The 18,118-nt window shown below is 69.8% G+C and carries 18 protein-coding genes and 2 riboswitches; of the genes, 2 read left to right on the top strand and 16 right to left on the bottom strand.

The genetic code is table 11. The features are described from left to right. Positions 1–158 precede the first annotated feature (158 nt). The 15 genes from cobF to nrdH all read right to left on the bottom strand — a co-directional run bounded on the left by cobF (position 159) and on the right by nrdH (position 13,519). A complete protein-coding gene (gene cobF / locus QM633_RS09810) occupies positions 159–926 on the bottom strand; it encodes a precorrin-6A synthase (deacetylating) (protein ID WP_415153574.1) in 768 nt (255 codons plus the stop codon). Between the two features lie 31 nt (positions 927–957). Then, positions 958–1,509: a histidine phosphatase family protein gene (locus QM633_RS09805; protein WP_415153573.1), complete on the bottom strand. Its 552-nt coding sequence runs from the start codon at positions 1,507–1,509 to the stop codon at positions 958–960. Then, a complete protein-coding gene (locus QM633_RS09800) occupies positions 1,509–2,294 on the bottom strand; it encodes an FAD:protein FMN transferase (protein WP_415153572.1) in 786 nt (261 codons plus the stop codon). The genes QM633_RS09805 and QM633_RS09800 overlap by 1 nt, the downstream gene beginning before the upstream one ends. 28 nt (positions 2,295–2,322) lie before the next feature. Next, a complete protein-coding gene (locus QM633_RS09795; RefSeq protein WP_415153571.1) occupies positions 2,323–2,763 on the bottom strand; it encodes an FMN-binding protein in 441 nt (146 codons plus the stop codon). Then, complete coding sequence (locus QM633_RS09790; RefSeq protein ID WP_415153570.1) at positions 2,760–3,434, bottom strand: ABC transporter ATP-binding protein; 675 nt, start codon at positions 3,432–3,434, stop codon at positions 2,760–2,762. The genes QM633_RS09795 and QM633_RS09790 overlap by 4 nt, the downstream gene beginning before the upstream one ends. Positions 3,435–3,439: 5 nt before the next feature. Next, positions 3,440–4,591 carry an ABC transporter permease gene (locus tag QM633_RS09785; protein WP_415153569.1) on the bottom strand — a complete coding sequence of 384 codons (1,152 nt, stop codon included), beginning with the start codon at positions 4,589–4,591 and terminating at the stop codon, positions 3,440–3,442. Next, a complete protein-coding gene (locus tag QM633_RS09780) occupies positions 4,581–5,873 on the bottom strand; it encodes an ABC transporter permease (protein WP_415153568.1) in 1,293 nt (430 codons plus the stop codon). Before QM633_RS09780 ends, QM633_RS09785 begins: the two co-directional genes overlap by 11 nt. A gap of 8 nt (positions 5,874–5,881) precedes the next feature. Next, the gene (locus QM633_RS09775; protein WP_415153567.1) at positions 5,882–7,123 is read right to left on the bottom strand and encodes a Fe-S-containing protein; all 1,242 of its coding nucleotides are present in this window, start codon (positions 7,121–7,123) and stop codon (positions 5,882–5,884) included. A gap of 30 nt (positions 7,124–7,153) precedes the next feature. After that, positions 7,154–7,765 (bottom strand): iron transporter, encoded by a 612-nt coding sequence (locus tag QM633_RS09770; protein WP_415153566.1) that lies wholly within the window; start codon positions 7,763–7,765, stop codon positions 7,154–7,156. A gap of 141 nt (positions 7,766–7,906) precedes the next feature. Further along, positions 7,907–8,818: a CbtA family protein gene (locus QM633_RS09765; RefSeq protein WP_415153565.1), complete on the bottom strand. Its 912-nt coding sequence runs from the start codon at positions 8,816–8,818 to the stop codon at positions 7,907–7,909. Between the two features lie 12 nt (positions 8,819–8,830). Continuing rightward, on the bottom strand, positions 8,831–9,046 hold the full coding sequence (locus QM633_RS09760) for a CbtB domain-containing protein (RefSeq protein WP_415153564.1): 216 nt from the start codon (positions 9,044–9,046) through the stop codon (positions 8,831–8,833). A gap of 34 nt (positions 9,047–9,080) precedes the next feature. Further along, a riboswitch (cobalamin riboswitch) is annotated at positions 9,081–9,220 on the bottom strand. Positions 9,221–9,256: 36 nt separating this feature from the next. Further along, positions 9,257–10,231, bottom strand: coding sequence for a class 1b ribonucleoside-diphosphate reductase subunit beta (nrdF, locus tag QM633_RS09755; RefSeq protein WP_415153563.1), 975 nt, complete (start codon positions 10,229–10,231; stop codon positions 9,257–9,259). Between the two features lie 273 nt (positions 10,232–10,504). After that, the gene (gene nrdE, locus QM633_RS09750) at positions 10,505–12,661 is read right to left on the bottom strand and encodes a class 1b ribonucleoside-diphosphate reductase subunit alpha (RefSeq protein ID WP_415153562.1); all 2,157 of its coding nucleotides are present in this window, start codon (positions 12,659–12,661) and stop codon (positions 10,505–10,507) included. Beyond that, on the bottom strand, positions 12,628–13,047 hold the full coding sequence (nrdI, locus tag QM633_RS09745; protein WP_415153561.1) for a class Ib ribonucleoside-diphosphate reductase assembly flavoprotein NrdI: 420 nt from the start codon (positions 13,045–13,047) through the stop codon (positions 12,628–12,630). The genes nrdE and nrdI overlap by 34 nt, the downstream gene beginning before the upstream one ends. A gap of 232 nt (positions 13,048–13,279) precedes the next feature. Beyond that, the gene (nrdH, locus tag QM633_RS09740; protein ID WP_415153560.1) at positions 13,280–13,519 is read right to left on the bottom strand and encodes a glutaredoxin-like protein NrdH; all 240 of its coding nucleotides are present in this window, start codon (positions 13,517–13,519) and stop codon (positions 13,280–13,282) included. A gap of 226 nt (positions 13,520–13,745) precedes the next feature. Further along, positions 13,746–13,964, top strand: a riboswitch (cobalamin riboswitch). 125 nt (positions 13,965–14,089) lie between these two features. Between nrdH and QM633_RS09735 the strand changes: the two genes are divergently transcribed. Together QM633_RS09735 and QM633_RS09730 are read left to right on the top strand one after the other, a co-directional pair. Continuing rightward, on the top strand, positions 14,090–16,207 hold the full coding sequence (locus QM633_RS09735) for a ribonucleoside triphosphate reductase (RefSeq protein ID WP_415153559.1): 2,118 nt from the start codon (positions 14,090–14,092) through the stop codon (positions 16,205–16,207). Beyond that, positions 16,204–16,917 carry an anaerobic ribonucleoside-triphosphate reductase activating protein gene (locus QM633_RS09730; protein ID WP_415153558.1) on the top strand — a complete coding sequence of 238 codons (714 nt, stop codon included), beginning with the start codon at positions 16,204–16,206 and terminating at the stop codon, positions 16,915–16,917. The genes QM633_RS09735 and QM633_RS09730 overlap by 4 nt, the downstream gene beginning before the upstream one ends. Before the next feature lie 83 nt (positions 16,918–17,000). On the opposite strand, the gene cobC is transcribed toward QM633_RS09730, so the two are convergent. Further along, positions 17,001–18,118: Rv2231c family pyridoxal phosphate-dependent protein CobC (gene cobC / locus QM633_RS09725; RefSeq protein WP_415153557.1), on the bottom strand; the 1,118-nt coding region annotated here is incomplete at its 5' end.

Genomic DNA, 18,118 nt, shown 5'->3' with positions numbered 1-18,118 from the left:
ATCACAGTTGCGGCACAGTGTGGAATTCCACCACGTTTCCCTGCTCGAGCCGGGATCCGATCCCCGGTGCCTCGAGCGCCCACCGGAGGCGGCGCGACACCAAGGCTATCGAAGCCGGGCCGGCCGCGGGTCCCTGGCCGGTCAACGGGATGGCGGCCTCAGCGACGCCGCAACAGGTAGGTGTCGAACATCCAGCCCTTGCGCAGCGCGGCCTCCGCACGGAGCCGGAGGATCTCCTCGCGTACCGAGGCCAGGTCACCGGAGAGGAGGATCTCGTCGCGGGTACCGAGGTAGGCGCCCCAGTAGATGTCGAGTCCGGCGGGATCGATCCGGGCGAAGGTCTGCTGCCCGTCCAGCATCACGACGACGTCGTCGACCTCATCGGGGACGCCCTGGCGCAACAGCCGGGCGGGGCTGACCTGCACAGCGCGACCCTGCCGGTTCAGCGGGATCCGGTGCCGCGCGGCGAGGGCGAGGACACTGCTGATCCCCGGCACGACCCGCACACCGATCGGACGGCCTGCGGCGGCGTTCGCCGCGACCAGCTCGTCCACGATCGCCAGCGTGCTCTCGTACAGGCTGGGGTCCCCCCAGACCAAGAAGCCGCCCACCTGGCCCTCAGCGAGCTCCGCGGCCACGGCGGCGCTCCACTGCTCGAGCCGCTGCGCACGCCACCGGGAGACGGCCGCGTCGTAGTCGGGGGCGCTCCGCCACGGCCGCGGGGGGTCGTGGAGCTCGACGGTCCGCAGCGGGTCCTGGCGATGGCGCTCCACCACGACGCGACGGGCCTGGACCAGGTCGACCAGGTCGTCCTCCTTCACCACGACGAACAGGATGTCGAGGGACTGGATCGCCCGGACGGCCTCCAGCGTGACCCAGTCGGGGTCGCCCGCCCCGATCCCGATCAGCAGCAGCTCACGATTCACGGCGCTCACGCTACGCGACCCCGATCCAGGCTCAGGCTCGGGCGGGGACCAGCGAAGCCAGGCGCCAGCTGCCGGCGTGGCGACTGATCGCCGCCGACGTGCCCGGACCGACGTCGAGGTGGAACAGGGCGGCCGGTCCCGCCGCGAGGACGTGCACGCAGGCCGCGCGGACGGTAAACGCGGACGCGACCACCTCGGCGCCGCTCTCCGGCCACTCCCCGCCGTCCAGCGCTGCTCCCACACGGGCCAGGTGCCGGGCCAGCGACTCCCCGCCGTGCGGGGCGGCGTCCGGCTCCTGCAACCACGCCATCGCCGCTGCCGGGTCGGATCGGAGAACCTCGTCGAACGACCGGCCGGTCCAGGTGCCGAAGTCGGGCCCGGCGAGGCCCGGAACGACCACGGGCGCACCGGCGGTGGCGAGTCCTGCCGCTGTCGCCAGGCAGGACAGCTCCGGGGCGCTGAACCGGGCGGGCAGCAACCGGCGTGCGGGGATCCGGGGGGGTTCGCGGAGCGCCGCCGCGTCGCCGAAGACGAGGGATCTGACCTCCAGGGTCGGGTCGGGCACGGTCAGGGCGAGTCTCATCAGGTGTCTCCTGTGCTGCGGCGGAGGCCGGTTCGGATGCCGGGCGTGCAGGTGCGCACCCCGTCGTGGTCGGTCAGGACGGCCTCGAAGCCCGCCACCCGGGACGTCAGCCTCGCGGTCGTGCCCAGAACGACAAGAGCGGTGGACAGCGCCTCCGCGCGCGCCCCGTCGGCGCAGAGCACGGTCGCGGTGCGCACATCGCTGGCGGCCGGCTCGCCGCGCACCGGCTCGATCGTGCGGGAGGCCCGTCCCGCACCGGAGGTGGACAGGTGGCCCTCGCCGAGGAGGAGCGCCGCGCCCGCCCGCGACGGTCCCGTGGGTCCGAGCCCCACCCGCCAGTGGTCGCGGCCCGGGGGCGTGCCGAGGAGACCGATCGAGGAGCGTCCCAGACTGACCAGGGCGGCCTCGACGTGCCGCCGGCGCAGCCCGTCCAGCAGGTCCTGGACGGCCGCGCCCTTCCCGATCCCGCCGAGGTCCAGCGCCGCCCCGGCCGGAAGCCTGGCTTTCCCGCCCCGGACGGCCACGGGACGCCCGAGACCGGTGCCGAGAGTGACGTCGAAGGCGCCGGCGGTCTCCTCCTGCAGGGCGGCCGCACGCTCGAGCAGCAGGGCGGTCTCCGGCGCCACCTCCGTCCAGCTCCCGGAGGCCCGGTTGAGGCGTGAGACGTCCGAGTCGGGGCGGAAACGCGACCACAGCGACTCCAGCCTGTGCAGCCGCGCGTCCGTCTCGGCGAGCGCATCGTGGGCATCGGGGCCCCACAACCTGAGGATGGCGAGCGTTCCCATCGCCGGAATGATCCGGCGGAGTCCCGGGTCAGCGGCGAGCCTGGCGGAGGGCATCCTCGACCGCCTCCTGGAACTGCGAGTAGGACAGCGATGCGCCCGTGACGGCGTCGACGTCGGCCGGGTCGTCGGTCTCGACCAGGTCGGCGGCGTAGGACGGCGCCGCCGCGATCCCCGCCTGTGCGCGCCGGTAGGTCGAGCTGTCGACGACCTTGCCGTTGGTCTTGCCGTACTCGGCGTCCTTCACCGAGCCGTCCTCGAGGTGGAGGGTGAAGGTCGCTGCCGTGATGTCGTCGTTCCGGATCGTCAGGCTGATCTCGCCGTAGCCGCCGTCGTCGTCGGCCTGGCTGCGGCCGGTGAAGGTGCCGTCGGCATAGCCGCCGTCGCGGACGTCGAGGTCGAGCGCCGTGGAGCACCCGGTGAGCACCAGCCCTCCGGCGAGGAGGGTCGCCGCCGTGCACCGTCCCCTCATCGCCGTGCCGCCGCATTGTCGATCTCGCGGACGAGGCGTCCGTGGTCGAGCACGATCTGGCGGTCGGCCAGACCGGCCACGACCGGGTCGTGGGTGACCACGACCAGCGTGGTGCCGTCGGCGTGCAACTGTCGGAAGAAGTCCAGCACGAGCTGCTCGTTGGCCTCGTCCAGGTTGCCGGTCGGCTCGTCGGCGAGGACCAGCTGGGGGTAGTTGATCAGTGCGCGGGCGATGCACACCCGCTGCTGCTCGCCGCCGGAGAGCTGGCTGGGCAGGTGGTGCGCGCGGTCCCTCAGCCCCACCCGCTCGAGCGCGACCAGGGCCTCGGCCCGCTCGGGCACCGAATGGTAGTACTGGGCGACCATCACGTTCTCCACCGCGGTGAGGTGGCTGACGAGGTGGAACTTCTGGAAGATCAGCCCGATCGTCTGCCGGCGCACCGCGGTGAGCCGGGACGCGCTCATCGTGGCGAGGTCTGTTCCATCCAGCACGACCGAACCGGCCGTGGGGCTGTCCAGGCACCCGATGATGTTCATCATGGTCGACTTGCCGGACCCGGACGGGCCGACCACCGACACCCACTCGCCGGCCTGGACGTTCAGGGTGACGTCGTACAGGGCGTGGAGGTCACCGTAGCTCTTGGTGACTCCGGACAACTGCAGCAGTGCCATGCTTCCTATTCCCCTCTCAGGACGACCGCCGGCTCGACCCGCATCGCGCGCCGGACCGGCACCAGACAGGCGACTCCCGCGACCAGCACCGACGCGCAGACCGCCGCGGCCACCAGCCACCAGGCGGCGCCGATGCTGCGGCCGAAGACCTGCAGGCTGACCAGTTCGGCGAAGCCGAGGCCGGCGACGCCCCCGAGCAGGCCGCCGGCGGCGCCGAGGAGCAGGCCCTCACCGAGGAAGTCGGCGGCGATCGAGCGCTCGTCGGCGCCGAGGGCCTTCTTCAGCCCGATCTCGGTGCGGCGCTCGGTGACCACGGCCATCATCGTCGTGGCCACCGTGATCATCACCAGCACCAGCACGATCGCCACCACCCAGCCGAGCAGTGAGTTGAGGGTGCTCAGCACGGTGGTCTCGGAGCGGGCCAGCCGCTTCACCGGCGCCGCGTCGACGCCGAGCCCGGCCTCCTCGACCCGGCTCGCGACTGCTGCGAGGGCGTCGGCGTCGAGGGTGAGGCTGTATTCGACCAGGTCGGCTCCCCGGGCTGTGCCCGTGACGGCCTGGAGGTCGTCGGCCGACATCACCACGAAGCCGTCCTCTGCATCCCCGGTGTCGAGGACGCCGCTGATCCGGACCGGGGTGACCTGGTCGTCGCCGTCGGCATCCGCGACGGCGAGCAATGCCGTGCTGGCGACCCCCAGGCCCGTGGTCGTGGCGACGTCGCGCCCGATCAGTACCTCGCCAGGCCCCGGCCAGGCGCCGGTGACCGCCCAGTAGGGGCGCACCGTCGGTACGCCGGCGAGATCGGTGCCGGCGGCCGTCCAGGGCTGCTCGTTGATCCGGACGGTTTCGTAGCGGTAGGCGGCGCGTCCGAGAAGTCCCTCGGTACCGACCAGGCCGTCGATGGTGGCCTGGTCGGACGCGCTGATCGCGCTGTCGCCGGAGGGTGTGACCACCAGGTTGGCGCCGTAGGACCGCAGTTCGCGGCCCAGCTGGGCGGGGATGTCGATCAGGATGGTCGCCAGACCGGTGAGCGTGGTCGCCCCGATGGCAATGGCCAGAGCCGCCACCAGGACTCTCGAGCGGCGACGCGCGACCGAGCGCAGCAGCATGGTCAGGTAGAGCCTGCGGCGCGCTGCGGTGCGGTGGTCAGCGGCCATGCAGCACCTCCGCGGGCCGCAGCGACAGGATCAGCCGAATCGCAGGCAGCGACCCGAGCAGGATCACGGCGAGCACGAAGATCCCCATCACGGCGACCAGTGCGGGCGCGAAACCGATGCCGACCCCGAAGGCTGCGCGCCCGATCACCTGCGCCAGCCCCAGGCCGGCGAGGTAACCGAGCGCGCCGCCGATGAGGCCGACGACGAGGGTCTCGGTGAGGATGAGAGCCACCACGGCCCGATTGCTGGCTCCGATCGCCTTGAGCAGCCCGATCTCGGGCGCGCGTTCCATCACCGACACGGTGACCAGGTTGGCAATGCCCAGCGCGGCGGCCAGCAGGCTCATGGCCGTGATCAGCAGCATCAGCAGCTGGGTCTTCTCCAGCACGACGCCTTCGGACTCCGCGACCTGCCGCACCGGCCTGGCGACGGACCCGCCGACGACCTCCTCCAACTGGTAGGAGATCGAGGACACGTAGGCCGTGCAGTACCAGGTCTCGCGGTCCCGCGCCGACAGCGAGTCCGGATCCTGCGCGGCGCGGCGGGCCAGGTCGTTGTCGGGCGTGGTGAGCGCCGAGACCTCGACCCACCCCACCTGGCCGTCGCGGCCGGTGAGCTTCTGCAGGGTGGCCAGCGGCAGGAAGATCTCCGAGTCCTCCGCGCTGCCCGCGTCGAAGATCCCCGCGACGGTGAGCCGGAGGGTGGTTCCACCGTCGGTGAGCTCGAGGTCTCCTCCGACGGCCAGCCCTTGTTCTGCGGCGAGCGTGCTGCCGACCATCACGGCGGAGCCGTCGCTGTCCTCGGGCCAGGTGCCCTGGACGTCCCACCACGAGCGCAGGTCGCGCACGCCGGCGGCAGCGGTCTCGCCGGTGGGCAGCTCGAGGCGCTTGTCGAACCAGGTGCCGACGGCCTGCGCGGTCGTGGGCTCCGCGGCGCCGTCACCGCGCACGGAGACGCCGGCGGAGAGGAAGGGGGCGAAGTCGAGGATGTTGTAGGCCCAGAAGATGGTCTTGATCTTCGGCAGGTCGCTCTCCTTCAGGACTCCGCCGGCCGTCGTCGTGCCGAGCTCGCCGTACAGGTCGCCGACCACGGCGGCCGCCTGGGGTCGCAGCACGATGTTCGCCCCGTACGTCTTCAGTTCCGCGTTCACCCGATCGCCGACGTCGAGCATCACCGCGAGCAGCGCGGTGGACAGGCACACGCCCAGGGCGACCGTGAGTGCGACCAGCGCGCGCCGGCCCGGCTGCCGCAGCAGCGCTCTGGTGACCATCGAGAAGAACATGGGGCCGCCTACTCGAAGACCTGGGCGTTGGCATCGAGGACCGTGCGCGCGACGCTGAGCCGGCCGTCGCCCACCGTGTAGTCGATCGGGATCGGGTTGCACCCGCCCGCGAAGCCGATGGTGGCGATGTTCATCGCGACGCCGCACATCTTGCAGATCACCCGGCCGTCCTGCTCGTAGTAGCCGGCCGGGCCGCAGATGGCGCAGGCGTCGAGCGCAGCCACGTAGGACGCGGTGCTCTTGCGGATCGCGATGAAGCGGACCTCGGTGCCGTCCTGCGCGGGATAGGCGAAGCGGTGCAGGTGCCCGTCGTCGATGGCCGCGATCTCCACCCAGACCGACTCCTCGTCTCCGGCGAGCGCCTCGGGTGCGGACAGGGTCGGCTCGGCGTCCGCGACCGACCGGCCGAGGGTGAGGGCGGCGACCACGACGCCGACCCCGAGGCTGGACAGGCCCAGGAACCGGCGCCGGGTCAGGACGGATGCCCGGTGGAGCCTGGCCTGGGCCGGATTGGCCGGGACCGTCCGTGACGCTCGCGGGGCCACCAGCGCCGAACCGACCGGGATGAGGCAGGCGATCGCGATCCCCGCGGTGAGCATCCACTGGTTGTTCACCGCGACCACGACGACGCCGAACAGCCACGGCGAGGGGTCGACCAGTCCGCGCACGACCAGGGTGCGGGTCAGCGTGACCAGGTGGTCGAGGCCGACGAACAGCAGGACGAGGCAGGTGGCCAGCCGCACGGCCCGGGCCGGGGCGCCGGTCGCGCCGCGGTACAGCGCCCAGCCGGTGACGGCGACGACGGCGCTGCCCAGGACGGATCCGCCGAGGTTGCCCAGCGCGTCCGTGGTGAAGGGGGACGCGCCGTAGGGCACGACCGCCGCGGCGAGGGAGAACAGGTCAGGCAGGCCGACTACGCACACCAGCGCAGCCAGCACGGCCAGGCTCGCCCGTCCCCACGCCGGACCGCGTCCATCGGACGTGCGGGGCCACCAGGTCCACACGACGCCGGCCCCGGCGAGCAGCACCAGGAGAGGCAGCAGCCACAGGGCCAGGACCTCTCTGCTGATCCAGTCGGTGGTCAGTTCCAGCGATGCGATCGCGGCCGCCGCAGCGACCCCGGCGGTCGTGGCGAGCAGGAAGCCGCCCGGTCGGCCCGAGTCGAGTCGGCGCCGTCCGGCGAACAGTCCCAGCCACGCCAGGGCGGGCGGAACGGCGGCGATGATCGCTTCGACGAAGAGGGACAGCATGCCGGTTGGGGGGTCAGTGCGCCGGTGCGGTCACCAGTCGCGGGGCAGGTAGTCGAAGTCCCAACTCGCCACCAGCGGGGCGTCCCAGAACGAGCCCGTGACGCCGTTGGTCGGGTCGACGTGCACCATCAGGCCGTTGTCGGTGGGGCTGTGCACGGTGTACTGGAGCTTGTAGGTACCGGCATCGCCCAGTTTCACGTTGGCGCCGTAGTGCTGGCCGTGCGCACTGGTCATGGGCATGAAGCTGCCCTTGGTGACCTTCCCGTTCGGTGCGGTGATCTGGTAGTCGATGGTCAGGTAGGGGATCCACGAGCCGGCGGTGAAGCCGACCTTGTTGCCCTGCAGGGCCGTGACGTTGGCCTCGAGGTGGACGTCGGCGTTCGCGGCGGAGAGGCCCATTCCGGCCGGCTCCATGTCGGCGGGCTTGGAGTACGCCGCCGACACCGCAGCGATCTCGAACCGTTGCGGCTGCCCGATCGGGTACTCGGTCATGCTCATCCCGGCCATTCCGGACGACGTCGCGGACGGATTCGCGGGGGCCGTGCCAGACATACCGGACATGTCGTGGCTGCCGGAGGTGCAGCCGCCGAGCAGGAGGGCGGCGCAGGCCAGCGCGACACCCCAACGGGGGAGTGTCCTCATGGTGATGGTCCTTTCTTGCCGGCGCCAGCCGGGGCGTGGCAACTCCCCGGGATGGCGCCGGATCGGTGAGGTGGGGCTCGCGTCGTCGGTCCAGTGGAACCGCCCGCCCACGGCGTGGGGCCGATGGGCGGGCGGACCCGTTCAGGCGGAGATCTCTTCGCTCACCCGGGGTGCCGCCGCGGCCTGCGGCGTGAGCAGCAGCTTCTCGGCGAGACCACCGAAGACGAGGGCGATGGTCAGCCAGATGATGACCTGGTTGAGGATCGAGTACCAGCGGAACGCCCACAGCAGGTCGGCGTCGAAGCCCTGGTAGATGATCTGGCCGGGGGCATAGGTGATCCCGTCCACGGTGAGCGGCTCGCTGAGGATGTTGGTGATCGGCTGGGCAGTCTCGGTCGCGGCCCGGGCGAACCCGAACTCGTCGGCCTTGGCGACATTGGCGGGCAGGTCGCCCAGGGCCGGGAGGAGCGCGCAGACGATCACGAACACGACCAGGAAGGCGATCCCTGTGATCACCACCGCACGCACCCAGCTCATTCGCCGGGACAGATAGCGGGCGAGGAAGACCGCGCCGGTGAGCAGGATCAGCGAGATCGCCACCATGCCCAGGTAGAGCGCCCCCCGGGTCTCGATGGTGAAGTCGTGCCCGATGGCGGGCGGGTTCGACGGGTACTTGGCGAACGGCAGCAGGAAGATACCGAGGAACCCGAAGGCGCAGATCGACCAGACCAGCACGCGCGGGCGTACGTTGACCCGTCCGTGCAGGAGCAGGAACGCGACCGCCACCAGGAGGCTGAGCGCGATCGCGACGCCGGTGATGCCGGTGGCGAGCCCCACGATGGACTGGAACGTGCGATCGAAGATCTCGGGTCCCTCCGCCTCGCTGGGCAGCCCGAGGGCCTCGTGGATGGCGTCGAGGATCTCTCCACGGCCGCCTTCGTAGTCGATCGCCTTCTGGATGTAGGGCTCGACATTGATGTAGGCAAAGGCGAAGCCAAGCACGCCGGCGATCAGGCCGGCGAGGGCTCCGCGTCCGATGACGCGGTTCTCCATGTCAGCGGGGCGTCAGTGGCAGGGGAAGCCGAGGAAGTGACGCGCGTCGTGCACCCACTCATGGATCACCAGAGTGTTGCCGAACACGGAGGTCATGCCTTCGTCGACGCCGATGAAGTAGTACAGGGCCAGGGCCACCAGCACGGTGGCGCTGAGCAGGGCGGCACGCCCAGCCTGCGTGAGGGTGTGCGTCGACACCCCTGTGATCGGAACGGAAGCGGTGCTCATGGCGTCTCCTTCGGGGATGGTACGTCCCCACGTAGCGGATCTGTGCAGAGCAGCGGAGTATCTGGCTCGCTCGGGCGAGTGCTCCCCAAGCTCACAGTGGCGCCACCGCGCCGGATTCGCACCGGCTTCCTCGCGACTGCCTTGCAGGGGCGACACTACACCTGATCAGCATTCCTACGTAGCCGTGTCAGACCGCTCGGACGCCCGGGCTCAGAACGCCCAGTCCTCGTCCTCGGTGTTGACCGCCTTGCCCATCACGTAGGAGGAGCCCGAGCCGGAGAAGAAGTCGTGGTTCTCGTCGGCGTTGGGGGAGAGCGCGGCCAGGATCGCCGGCGACACCGCGGTGGCCGCCTTCGGGAACAGGGCTTCGTAGCCGAGGTTCATCAGGGCCTTGTTCGCGTTGTAGCGCAGGAACATCTTGACGTCCTCGGTCAGCCCGAGCGGGTCGTAGAGGTCCTCGGTGTAGGACTCCTCGTTGTCGTACAACTCGTAGAGCAGGTCGAACGTGTAGTCCTTCAGTTCGTCGCGGCGCGCGGCGTCGGCCTCCTTCAGCGCCTGCTGGAACTTGTAGCCGATGTAGTAGCCGTGGACGGCCTCGTCCCGGATGATCAGCCGGATCAGGTCGGCGGTGTTGGTGAGCTTGGCGTGGCTCGACCAGTACATCGGGGCGTAGAAGCCGGAGTAGAACAGGAACGACTCCAGCATGGTCGAGGCGACCTTGCGCTTCTCCGGGTCGTCGCCGTAGTAGAAGTCGAGGACGATCTGCGCCTTGCGCTGCAGGTGCTCGTTCTCCTCGCTCCAGCGGAACGCGTCGTCGATCTCGGCGGTGGAGATCAGCGTCGAGAAGATGGACGAGTAGGACTTGGCGTGCACCGACTCCATGAACGCGATGTTGGTGTAGACCGCCTCCTCGTGCGGGGTGCGTGCGTCCGGGATCAGCGAGACCGCGCCCACCGTGCCCTGGATCGTGTCCAGCATGGTCAGGCCGGTGAACACCCGGGTGGTCATCAGCTGCTCGTGCGGTTTCAGCGTCCGCCAACTCGGGATGTCGTTGGAGATCGGCACCTTCTCCGGCAGCCAGAAGTTGCCGGTGAGCCGGTCCCACACCTCCAGGTCCTTGTCGTCCTCGATGCGGTTCCAGTTGATCGCCTGGACGCCGCGCAGCAGGGTCAGTTTCTGGGTCATGGCTTCTTCCTTCATTCAGCGGTGCGGACCGAACCGGGGACGGTTCCCTACTCGGTCCACGGATGGGGGTGAACCGAGTAGGGGACGGTTCCTCACTCGGTCCAGAGGCGGGGGTGGACCGAGTTGGGGACGGTTCCTGACCCGGTCCAGAGGCGGGGTGGACCGAGTTGGGGACGGTTCCTGACCCGGTCCACAGGCGGGGGTGGACCGAGTTGGGGACGGTTCCTCACCCGGTCCACAGGCACGAGAGGAGCCGGTCCCGTCGTGCCGGGCTCACAGCATGCAGCTGACGCAGCCGTCGACCTCTGTGCCGGCCAGGGCGAGCTGCCGCAGCCGGATGTAGTAGAGCGTCTTGATCCCCTTGCGCCAGGCATAGATCTGGGCCCTGTTCAGATCGCGGGTGGTCACGTTGTCGGGAAAGAACAGGGTCAGCGACAGGCCCTGGTCGACATGCTTGGTGGCTTCGGCGTAGGTGTCGATGATCTTCTCCGGGCCGATCTCGTACGCGTCCGCGTAGTACTCGAGGTTGTCGTTGGTCATGAACGGAGCCGGGTAGTAGACCCGCCCGATCTTGCCCTCCTTGCGGATCTCGATCTTCGCCACGATCGGGTGGATCGACGACGTCGAGTGGTTGATGTAGCTGATCGACCCGGTCGGCGGGACGGCCTGAAGATTCTGGTTGTACATCCCGTGCTCGGCCACCTCCGCTGCCAGCGCCCGCCAGTCCTCCGGCGTGGGCAGGTGGATGCCCGCGGACTCGAACAGGCCGGCCACTTTGGCCGTCCGCGGGGTCCAGTCGCCCTCGATGTAGGTGGTGAAGTACTCCCCGCTGGCGTACTTCGACTTCTCGAACCCGGCGAACCGCTGGCCGCGCTCCCTGGCGATCCGGCAGGACGCGGCGACCGCGTGGAAGGTCACCGTGTAGAAGTACATGTTGGTGAAGTCGAGGCCCTCTTCCGACCCGTAGTGGATGGACTCCCTGGCGAGGTAGCCGTGCAGGTTCATCTGGCCGAGCCCGATCGCGTGGGACAGGGCGTTGCCGTGCTCGATGCTCGGCGCGCAGGCGATGTTCGAGGAGTCGGAGACCGCCGTCAGCGCCCGGACGGCGACGTCGACGGTGCGGCCGAAGTCGTCGGAGTCCATCGCGTGGGCGATGTTCAGCGAGCCGAGGTTGCAGGAGATGTCCTTGCCGACGCTCGCGTAGGAGAGGTCCTCGTTGTAGCTGGACGCCGTCGACACCTGCAGGATCTCCGAGCACAGGTTGCTCATCGTGATCCGCCCCTCGATCGGGTTCGCCCGGTTCACCGTGTCCTCGAAGACGATGTAGGGGTAACCCGACTCGAACTGGATCTCGGCGAGGGTCTGGAAGAACTTGCGCGCGTTGATCTTGCGCTTGGTGATCCGGCGGTCGTCGACCATCTCGCGGTACCGCTCGGTGACCGAGATCTCGGTGAACGGCACCCCGTAGACCCGCTCGATGTCGTACGGGCTGAACAGGTACATGTCCTCGTTGTCGCGAGCCAGCTGGAAGGTGATGTCGGGGATCACCACCCCGAGGCTCAGCGTCTTGATCCGGATCTTCTCGTCCGCGTTCTCCCGCTTGGTGTCGAGGAAGGCGAGGATGTCGGGGTGGTGGGCGTTCAGGTACACCGCCCCGGCACCCTGGCGGGCACCGAGCTGGTTGGCGTAGGAGAAGGAGTCCTCCAGCAGCTTCATCACCGGAATCACGCCGGACGACTGGTTCTGGATCTTCTTGATCGGAGCGCCGGCCTCGCGGATGTTCGTCAGCGACAGGGCGACTCCGCCGCCGCGCTTGGACAGCTGCAGCGAGGAGTTGATCGCCCGGGCGATCGACTCCATGTTGTCCTCGACCCGGAGCAGGAAGCAGGAGACGAGTTCGCCGCGGGAGGCCTTGCCCGCGTTCAGGAAGGTCGGCGTGGCAGGCTGGAAGCGTCCGGCCATCACCTCGTCGGTGATTTTCTCGGCCAGCGCGCGGTCGCCGCGGGCGAGGGTGAGCGCGACCATGCAGACCCGATCCTCGAAGCGCTCCAGGTAGCGGGAACCGTCGAAGGTCTTCAGGGTGTAGGACGTGTAGTACTTGAACGCCCCCATGAACGTCGGGAACCGGAACTTCACGGCGTACGCACGCTTGAACAGCGCTTTGATGAATTCGAAGTCGTACCCGGCGAGCACCTCGGGCTCGTAGTAGCCCTGCTCGACGAGGTAGTCGAGCTTCTCCTTCAGCGAGTGGAAGAACACCGTGTTCCGGTTCACGTGCTGCAGGAAGTACTGGTGCGCGGCCTGCCGGTCGGCCTCGAACTGGATGTGGCCGTTCTCGTCGTACAGGTTCAGCAGCGCGTTGAGCGCGTGGTAGTCGACCTGCGGGGCGAGTGCTTCTACGCCGGTGTCGGTGAGGAGTGTCGTTGCCATAGCTGGATGAGTCCTTCGCGGACGCGCTCGACGTCGTCGGGCGTCCCCATGAGTTCGAACTGGTACAGGTGTGGCACGCCGCACTTGGCGGCCACGATGTCGCCGGCGATGCAGTACGCGTCGCCGAAGTTGGTGTTGCCTGCCGAGATCACTCCCCGCTGGTGGGCTCGGTTACCCGGGTCGTTGAGGAACCGGATCACCTGCCTGGGCACCGCGCCGCCGAGGTTTCCCCCGCCATAGGTCGGGACGAGGAGGACGTAGGGCTCGTCCACCTGCAGTGGTGGCTCGCCCGCGAGCAGCGGGATGCGTTCCGCGGGGAAGCCGAGCTTGCCGACGAACCGGTGGGTGTTCTCCGAGGTCGACGAGAAGTAGACCACCTGGACCATTCTCATTCCCTTCGGGTGGGCTGTTGAGCGCTATGGACCGAGTGGGGGACGGTTCCTCACTCGGTCCGGAATCCTGCCGGAGGTGGCGGATCGGTCCGTGCCGCGGAGGGTGGACTGAGAGGAGAACCGTCCCCCACTCGGTCCAGTTCGGTCCGTGCCGCGGAGGGTGGACCGAGAGGAGAACCGTCCCCCACTCGGTCCGCATCCCCCACTCGGTCCGCAGGGCGGCGGGTCAGGCGACCTCGGCCCGGGTGGCGAGCGCCCGGATGCGGTCGGGACGGAAGCCCGTCCAGTACTCGCCGTCGGCGAACACGACCGGCGCCTGCTGGTGGCCCAGGGCGAGCAGGTCGGCCAGGGCCCGCTCGTCGGTCGCCAGGTCGACCACCTCGTAGTCGAGGCCGACCTTGTCGAGGGCGCGATAGGTGGCCGTGCACTGCACGCAGGAGGGCTTGCTGTAGACCGTGATCGTCATCGGGGCTCCTTCCGGTCGGCCGGCTTACACCGGTGTAGTTCTGGATGTGCAAGAACCTACTTCTAGGGGATTGCGGTCGCAACGACCACTAGATGTTGTGTCGCGGCCCGTCGAGCCCTGATTCGTGACTCGAGGAGGTGCGGGTTGGCAGATCTGGCCGTGTCTTCCGGGCGCACTCGCGCGAAACCACTACATCTGGGTAGTTACAACGGTGTAGTTGTGCGTATATAGTGCTGTTCGCAGTGGTTCGGCCCGTTCAGCCAGGCGGGTCGTCGCAAGAGGGAATCCGGTGCGAATCCGGAGCTGCCCCGCAGCGGTAAGTGGGAACGACCGCCGTCAGATGCACTGGGAGTGATCCTGGGAAGCGACGGCCACTAGGCCAGACCCGGCGTGATGCCGGGCCCGCCCACGAGTCCGAAGACCTGCCCTGCCGTCCCGCGCCGCGGGGCGCCGGTACGTGCAGCCTCGTGGGAGGGCTGCTGGCCAGCGGGTCTGTCGCACCCGCGAACCACATCCCCTCCTCGCCGGCTCGGTGCGCACCACCACGGGACCAGAGCAGGAGCACGTTCGATGTCGCAGATCACCACCCCCGAGACCATCACCAAGCGCGACGGCAGCGCCGCGTCCTTCGACATCGGGCGGATCCGGTCGGCGATCGAACGGGCCGGCGTCGCCACCGGCGAGCTGGACGGGGCAGAGGCCCACCTGCTGGCCCGCCAGGTCTGCGTCCGCCTCTCCCGACGCGGCACCCCGCCGCACGTCGAGGAGATCCAGGACGCCGTCGAGCACCTGCTGATCGACTCCGGCTACACCGCCACCGCCCGTGCCTACATCGTCTATCGCGAGCAGCACCACAAGCTCCGCGACACCAGGCACGCCATGGTCGACGTGGCGAACTCGATCAACGAGTACCTGGACCGCTCCGACTGGCGGATCAACGCCAACGCCAACCAGGGCTACAGCCTCGGCGGGCTGATCCTGAACACGTCGGGGAAGATCACCGCGAACTATTGGCTCTCGCACGTGTACAGCCCCGAGATCGGCGCGGCGCACCGCGACGGCGACGTCCACATCCACGACCTCGACATGCTCAGCGGCTACTGCGCGGGCTGGTCGCTGAAGACGCTGCTCCGGGAGGGGTTGAACGGGATCCCCGGCAAGGTGGACGCGACCGCGCCCCGGCACCTGAGTTCCGCGGTCGGGCAGATGGTGAACTTCCTCGGCTGCCTGCAGAACGAGTGGGCCGGCGCCCAGGCGTTCAGCTCGTTCGACACCTACCTCGCCCCCTACGTGCGCAAGGACTCGCTGAGCTACGGCGAGGTGAAGCAGGCCGTCCAGGAGTTGATCTACAACCTCAACGTGCCGTCCCGCTGGGGCACCCAGACGCCGTTCACGAACCTCACCTTCGACTGGGTCTGCCCCGAGGACCTGCGCGACGACATCCCCTACATCGGCGGGGAGGAGATGGCCTTCAGCTACGGAGAACTCCAGGCCGAGATGGACATGATCAACCGGGCCTACATCGAGGTGATGACCGCCGGCGACGCGTCCGGACGCGTGTTCACCTTCCCGATCCCGACCTACAACATCACGCCGGACTTCGACTGGGACAGCCCGAACGCCGAGCTGCTGTTCGAGATGACGGCGAAGTACGGCCTGCCGTACTTCCAGAACTTCGTGAACTCGGAACTCACGCCGAACATGGTGCGGTCGATGTGCTGCCGCCTCCAGCTGGACCTGCGGGAACTGCTCAAGCGCGGCAACGGCCTGTTCGGGTCGGCGGAGCAGACCGGCTCACTGGGCGTCGTGACGGTCAACCTGGCCCGGCTCGGCTTCCTGCACGCCGGAGACGAGCCCGGTCTGGTGCTGGCGCTCGACCGGCTGCTGGGGTTGGCCAGGGACTCGCTGGAGATCAAGCGCAAGGTGATCCAGCGCTACATCGACGAAGGCCTCTTCCCCTACACCCGGCGCTACCTAGGGACGCTGCGCAATCACTTCTCCACCATTGGCGTGAACGGCATGAACGAACTGGTGCGCAACTTCTCCGCCGACGCCTACGACATCACCGACCCGCGCGGCCACACGCTCGCCGTACGCCTGCTCGACCACGTCCGGGCCCGGATGGTGGAGTTCCAGGAGGCGACCGGCCACATGTACAACCTGGAGGCCACCCCTGCGGAGGGAACGACCTACCGGTTCGCGAAGGAGGACCGCAAGCGGTTCCCCGGCATCCTCCAGGCCGGGACGGCGGAGCACCCGTACTACACGAACTCCTCCCAGCTGCCGGTCGGCTTCACCGACGACCCCTTCGAGGCACTCGAGCGGCAGGAGGAGCTGCAGCGCAAGTACACCGGCGGCACCGTCCTGCACCTGTACATGAGCGAGCGGATCTCGGACGCGTCCGCCTGCCGCGAACTGGTCCGTCGCTCGCTCACGAACTTCCGTCTTCCGTACATCACGATCACCCCGACCTTCTCGATCTGCCCTTCCCACGGGTATCTCGCAGGCGAGCAGCCCACCTGCCCGACGTGTGCGGCGTCCGGGGTGGACCAGGTGTGCGAGGTGTGGACGCGGGTGATGGGCTATCACCGGCCCACCACCAGCTTCAACATCGGCAAGCAGGGTGAGTACGCGGAGCGGACCCCGTTCGCCGAGGCGCGCGCCGGCCTGGAACCGGTACCGGCGTGAGCGTCGCGACCGCGGTGCCCCCCGCCCCGGCGCTGCCGGCTCTGCCCGCGATCGCGGGCCTCAGCCGGCTGTCGACGTGCGACTGGCCCGGCCGGATCGTCGCCACGGTGTTCCTGCAGGGCTGTCCGTGGCGCTGCAGCTACTGCCACAACCCCGAGCTGCTCAGCCCTTCCACTCCTGGCCGGGTGCCCTGGCAAGACGTCCTCGGCCTGCTGGCGCGGCGCCGGGGCCTCCTGGACGGGGTGGTGTTCTCCGGCGGCGAACCGACCCGGCAGGACGGCCTGCCCGATGCCGTGCGGGAGGTGCGGGACCTCGGCTTCGGCGCCGGCCTGCACACGGCCGGCGCGTATCCGCGGCGCCTCGAGACGCTGCTGCCGCTGCTGGACTGGGTCGGTCTCGACATCAAGGGTCTCCGTGCGGAGTATCCGGCGGTGACCGGCGTGGCCGCGAGCGCGGACCGGGCGTTCGCGTCGCTGCGGCTGGTGCTCGCCGCCGGGGTCGAGCACGAAGTGCGGATCACCGTCGACCCCTGCCTCCACACCGACCACGGCGTGCGCCGGCTGGTCGAGGACCTTCGGGGCGCCGGCGCGTGCCGCGTCGTCCTGCAGCAGGTTCGGCCCCTCGACGGCCGCACCGGCCGGGTGCTGCCCGTCCTGCTCTCCCCTCCGGACGGAGTCGCCGTCCGGCTCTGGGACCGGGCCTCGGGCTGAGTGGAGGTGCCCGCCGCGGACGCGCTGTCGCCTGACCTGCCGCCGCCCTGGTCGGGCCGCGGCGGCGCGACCGCTCCCGGCTCTCAGCGGGTACGGAGCGAGCCGAGCGCCGCGACGAAGGCGTCGGCGACGTCTGGATCGGGGACCTTCACCCGGATCCAGGCCGGGCCGAGGCCGGGGAACGACTCGCCCCTGCGGACGGCGAAGCCTGCCCTGGCCAGCGGCGGCCGCACGGAGGCGTCGCCGCAGGCGGACGTGTCGACGAGCACGAACGGCGCCACGCCCGCAACGCTCGGGAAGCCTGCCGCGTCGAGGGCCGCGACCAGGTGTTCACGGTGGCCGGCGAGCGTCCGGTAGTGCGCGGACGCCTCGGCGAGCGCATCGGCGGAACTGGTCGCCACCATGGCCGCCGCCGCAGGGGTGGACACCGGCCAGGCCGGTTGCGCTTGCGCGAGCCGGGCGATCAGGGCGGGATCGCCGACCACGTAGCCGACCCGCAGCCCGGCCAGGCCCCAGGTCTTGGACAGCGAGCGCAGCACCAGCCGATCCGGCATCGCCGGGGCGATCAGCGACTGGCTCTCGTCGGTGGCGTCCATGAAAGCCTCGTCGACCACGAGCAGGCGGCCCCGTCCGGCGTCCAGCAACTCCTCGCGGCGGTGCAGCCAGCCGGTGGGGTTGGTCGGGTTGCCCACGAACAGGGCGTCCGCCCAGCCGGGCAGCCCGGTCAGCGGCGGTGCGGACGGACCGGGCGTCCCTGCGGTGACGGGTAGCAGCCACCGCTGGACGGCGTGACCCGCGGCGCGCAGGGCGGCCTCCGGCTCGGTGAACTGGGGATGCACCACCAGCGGGTGCGAAGCGGTGAGCGTCCGCGCGATCAGGGCGAATCCCTCTGCACCGCCGGCCGTCGGGAGCACCATTTCCGGCGGGACGCCGTGGGAGTCGGCGATCGCCCTCCGGGCCGCGGTCGCGTCCGGGTAGGCGGCCAGGTCGTCGAACCCTCTTCCGATGGCGTCGGCGAGCCAGGCGGGCGGACCCGGCTGGACGTTCACCGCGAGGTCGACCAGGCCGGGTGCGGTGTCGTGGTCGCCGTGATGGTGCAGGTCGATGCCGTCGGCGGCGGGGGTGTGGCGGACGGTGGGCTCGGGCCGGGGTTCCCCGCAGCCTGCGGCGGCGGGGCCGACCCGGCCCGCGAGGGCGAAGT

The sequence above is a fragment of the Propionicimonas sp. genome (assembly GCF_047606205.1).
In the GTDB taxonomy this organism is placed as follows: Bacteria; Actinomycetota; Actinomycetes; order Propionibacteriales; family Propionibacteriaceae; genus Propionicimonas.
The sequence above is the reverse complement of the archived record's forward strand: the minus strand, read 5'-3'. Positions and strand labels throughout refer to the sequence as shown.

Excerpts from the sequence above, each read along its gene's own strand:
- QM633_RS09805 (WP_415153573.1), bottom strand. The coding sequence starts at position 1,509 with ATGAGACTCGCCCTGACCGTGCCCGACCCGACCCTGGAGGTCAGATCC.
- QM633_RS09800 (WP_415153572.1), bottom strand. The coding sequence starts at position 2,294 with ATGGGAACGCTCGCCATCCTCAGGTTGTGGGGCCCCGATGCCCACGAT.
- QM633_RS09795 (WP_415153571.1), bottom strand. The coding sequence starts at position 2,763 with ATGAGGGGACGGTGCACGGCGGCGACCCTCCTCGCCGGAGGGCTGGTG.
- QM633_RS09790 (WP_415153570.1), bottom strand. The coding sequence starts at position 3,434 with ATGGCACTGCTGCAGTTGTCCGGAGTCACCAAGAGCTACGGTGACCTC.
- QM633_RS09785 (WP_415153569.1), bottom strand. The coding sequence starts at position 4,591 with ATGGCCGCTGACCACCGCACCGCAGCGCGCCGCAGGCTCTACCTGACC.
- QM633_RS09780 (WP_415153568.1), bottom strand. The coding sequence starts at position 5,873 with ATGTTCTTCTCGATGGTCACCAGAGCGCTGCTGCGGCAGCCGGGCCGG.
- QM633_RS09775 (WP_415153567.1), bottom strand. The coding sequence starts at position 7,123 with ATGCTGTCCCTCTTCGTCGAAGCGATCATCGCCGCCGTTCCGCCCGCC.
- QM633_RS09770 (WP_415153566.1), bottom strand. The coding sequence starts at position 7,765 with ATGAGGACACTCCCCCGTTGGGGTGTCGCGCTGGCCTGCGCCGCCCTC.
- QM633_RS09765 (WP_415153565.1), bottom strand. The coding sequence starts at position 8,818 with ATGGAGAACCGCGTCATCGGACGCGGAGCCCTCGCCGGCCTGATCGCC.
- QM633_RS09760 (WP_415153564.1), bottom strand. The coding sequence starts at position 9,046 with ATGAGCACCGCTTCCGTTCCGATCACAGGGGTGTCGACGCACACCCTC.
- nrdF (WP_415153563.1), bottom strand. The coding sequence starts at position 10,231 with ATGACCCAGAAACTGACCCTGCTGCGCGGCGTCCAGGCGATCAACTGG.
- nrdE (WP_415153562.1), bottom strand. The coding sequence starts at position 12,661 with ATGGCAACGACACTCCTCACCGACACCGGCGTAGAAGCACTCGCCCCG.
- nrdI (WP_415153561.1), bottom strand. The coding sequence starts at position 13,047 with ATGGTCCAGGTGGTCTACTTCTCGTCGACCTCGGAGAACACCCACCGG.
- nrdH (WP_415153560.1), bottom strand. The coding sequence starts at position 13,519 with ATGACGATCACGGTCTACAGCAAGCCCTCCTGCGTGCAGTGCACGGCC.
- QM633_RS09735 (WP_415153559.1), top strand. The coding sequence starts at position 14,090 with ATGTCGCAGATCACCACCCCCGAGACCATCACCAAGCGCGACGGCAGC.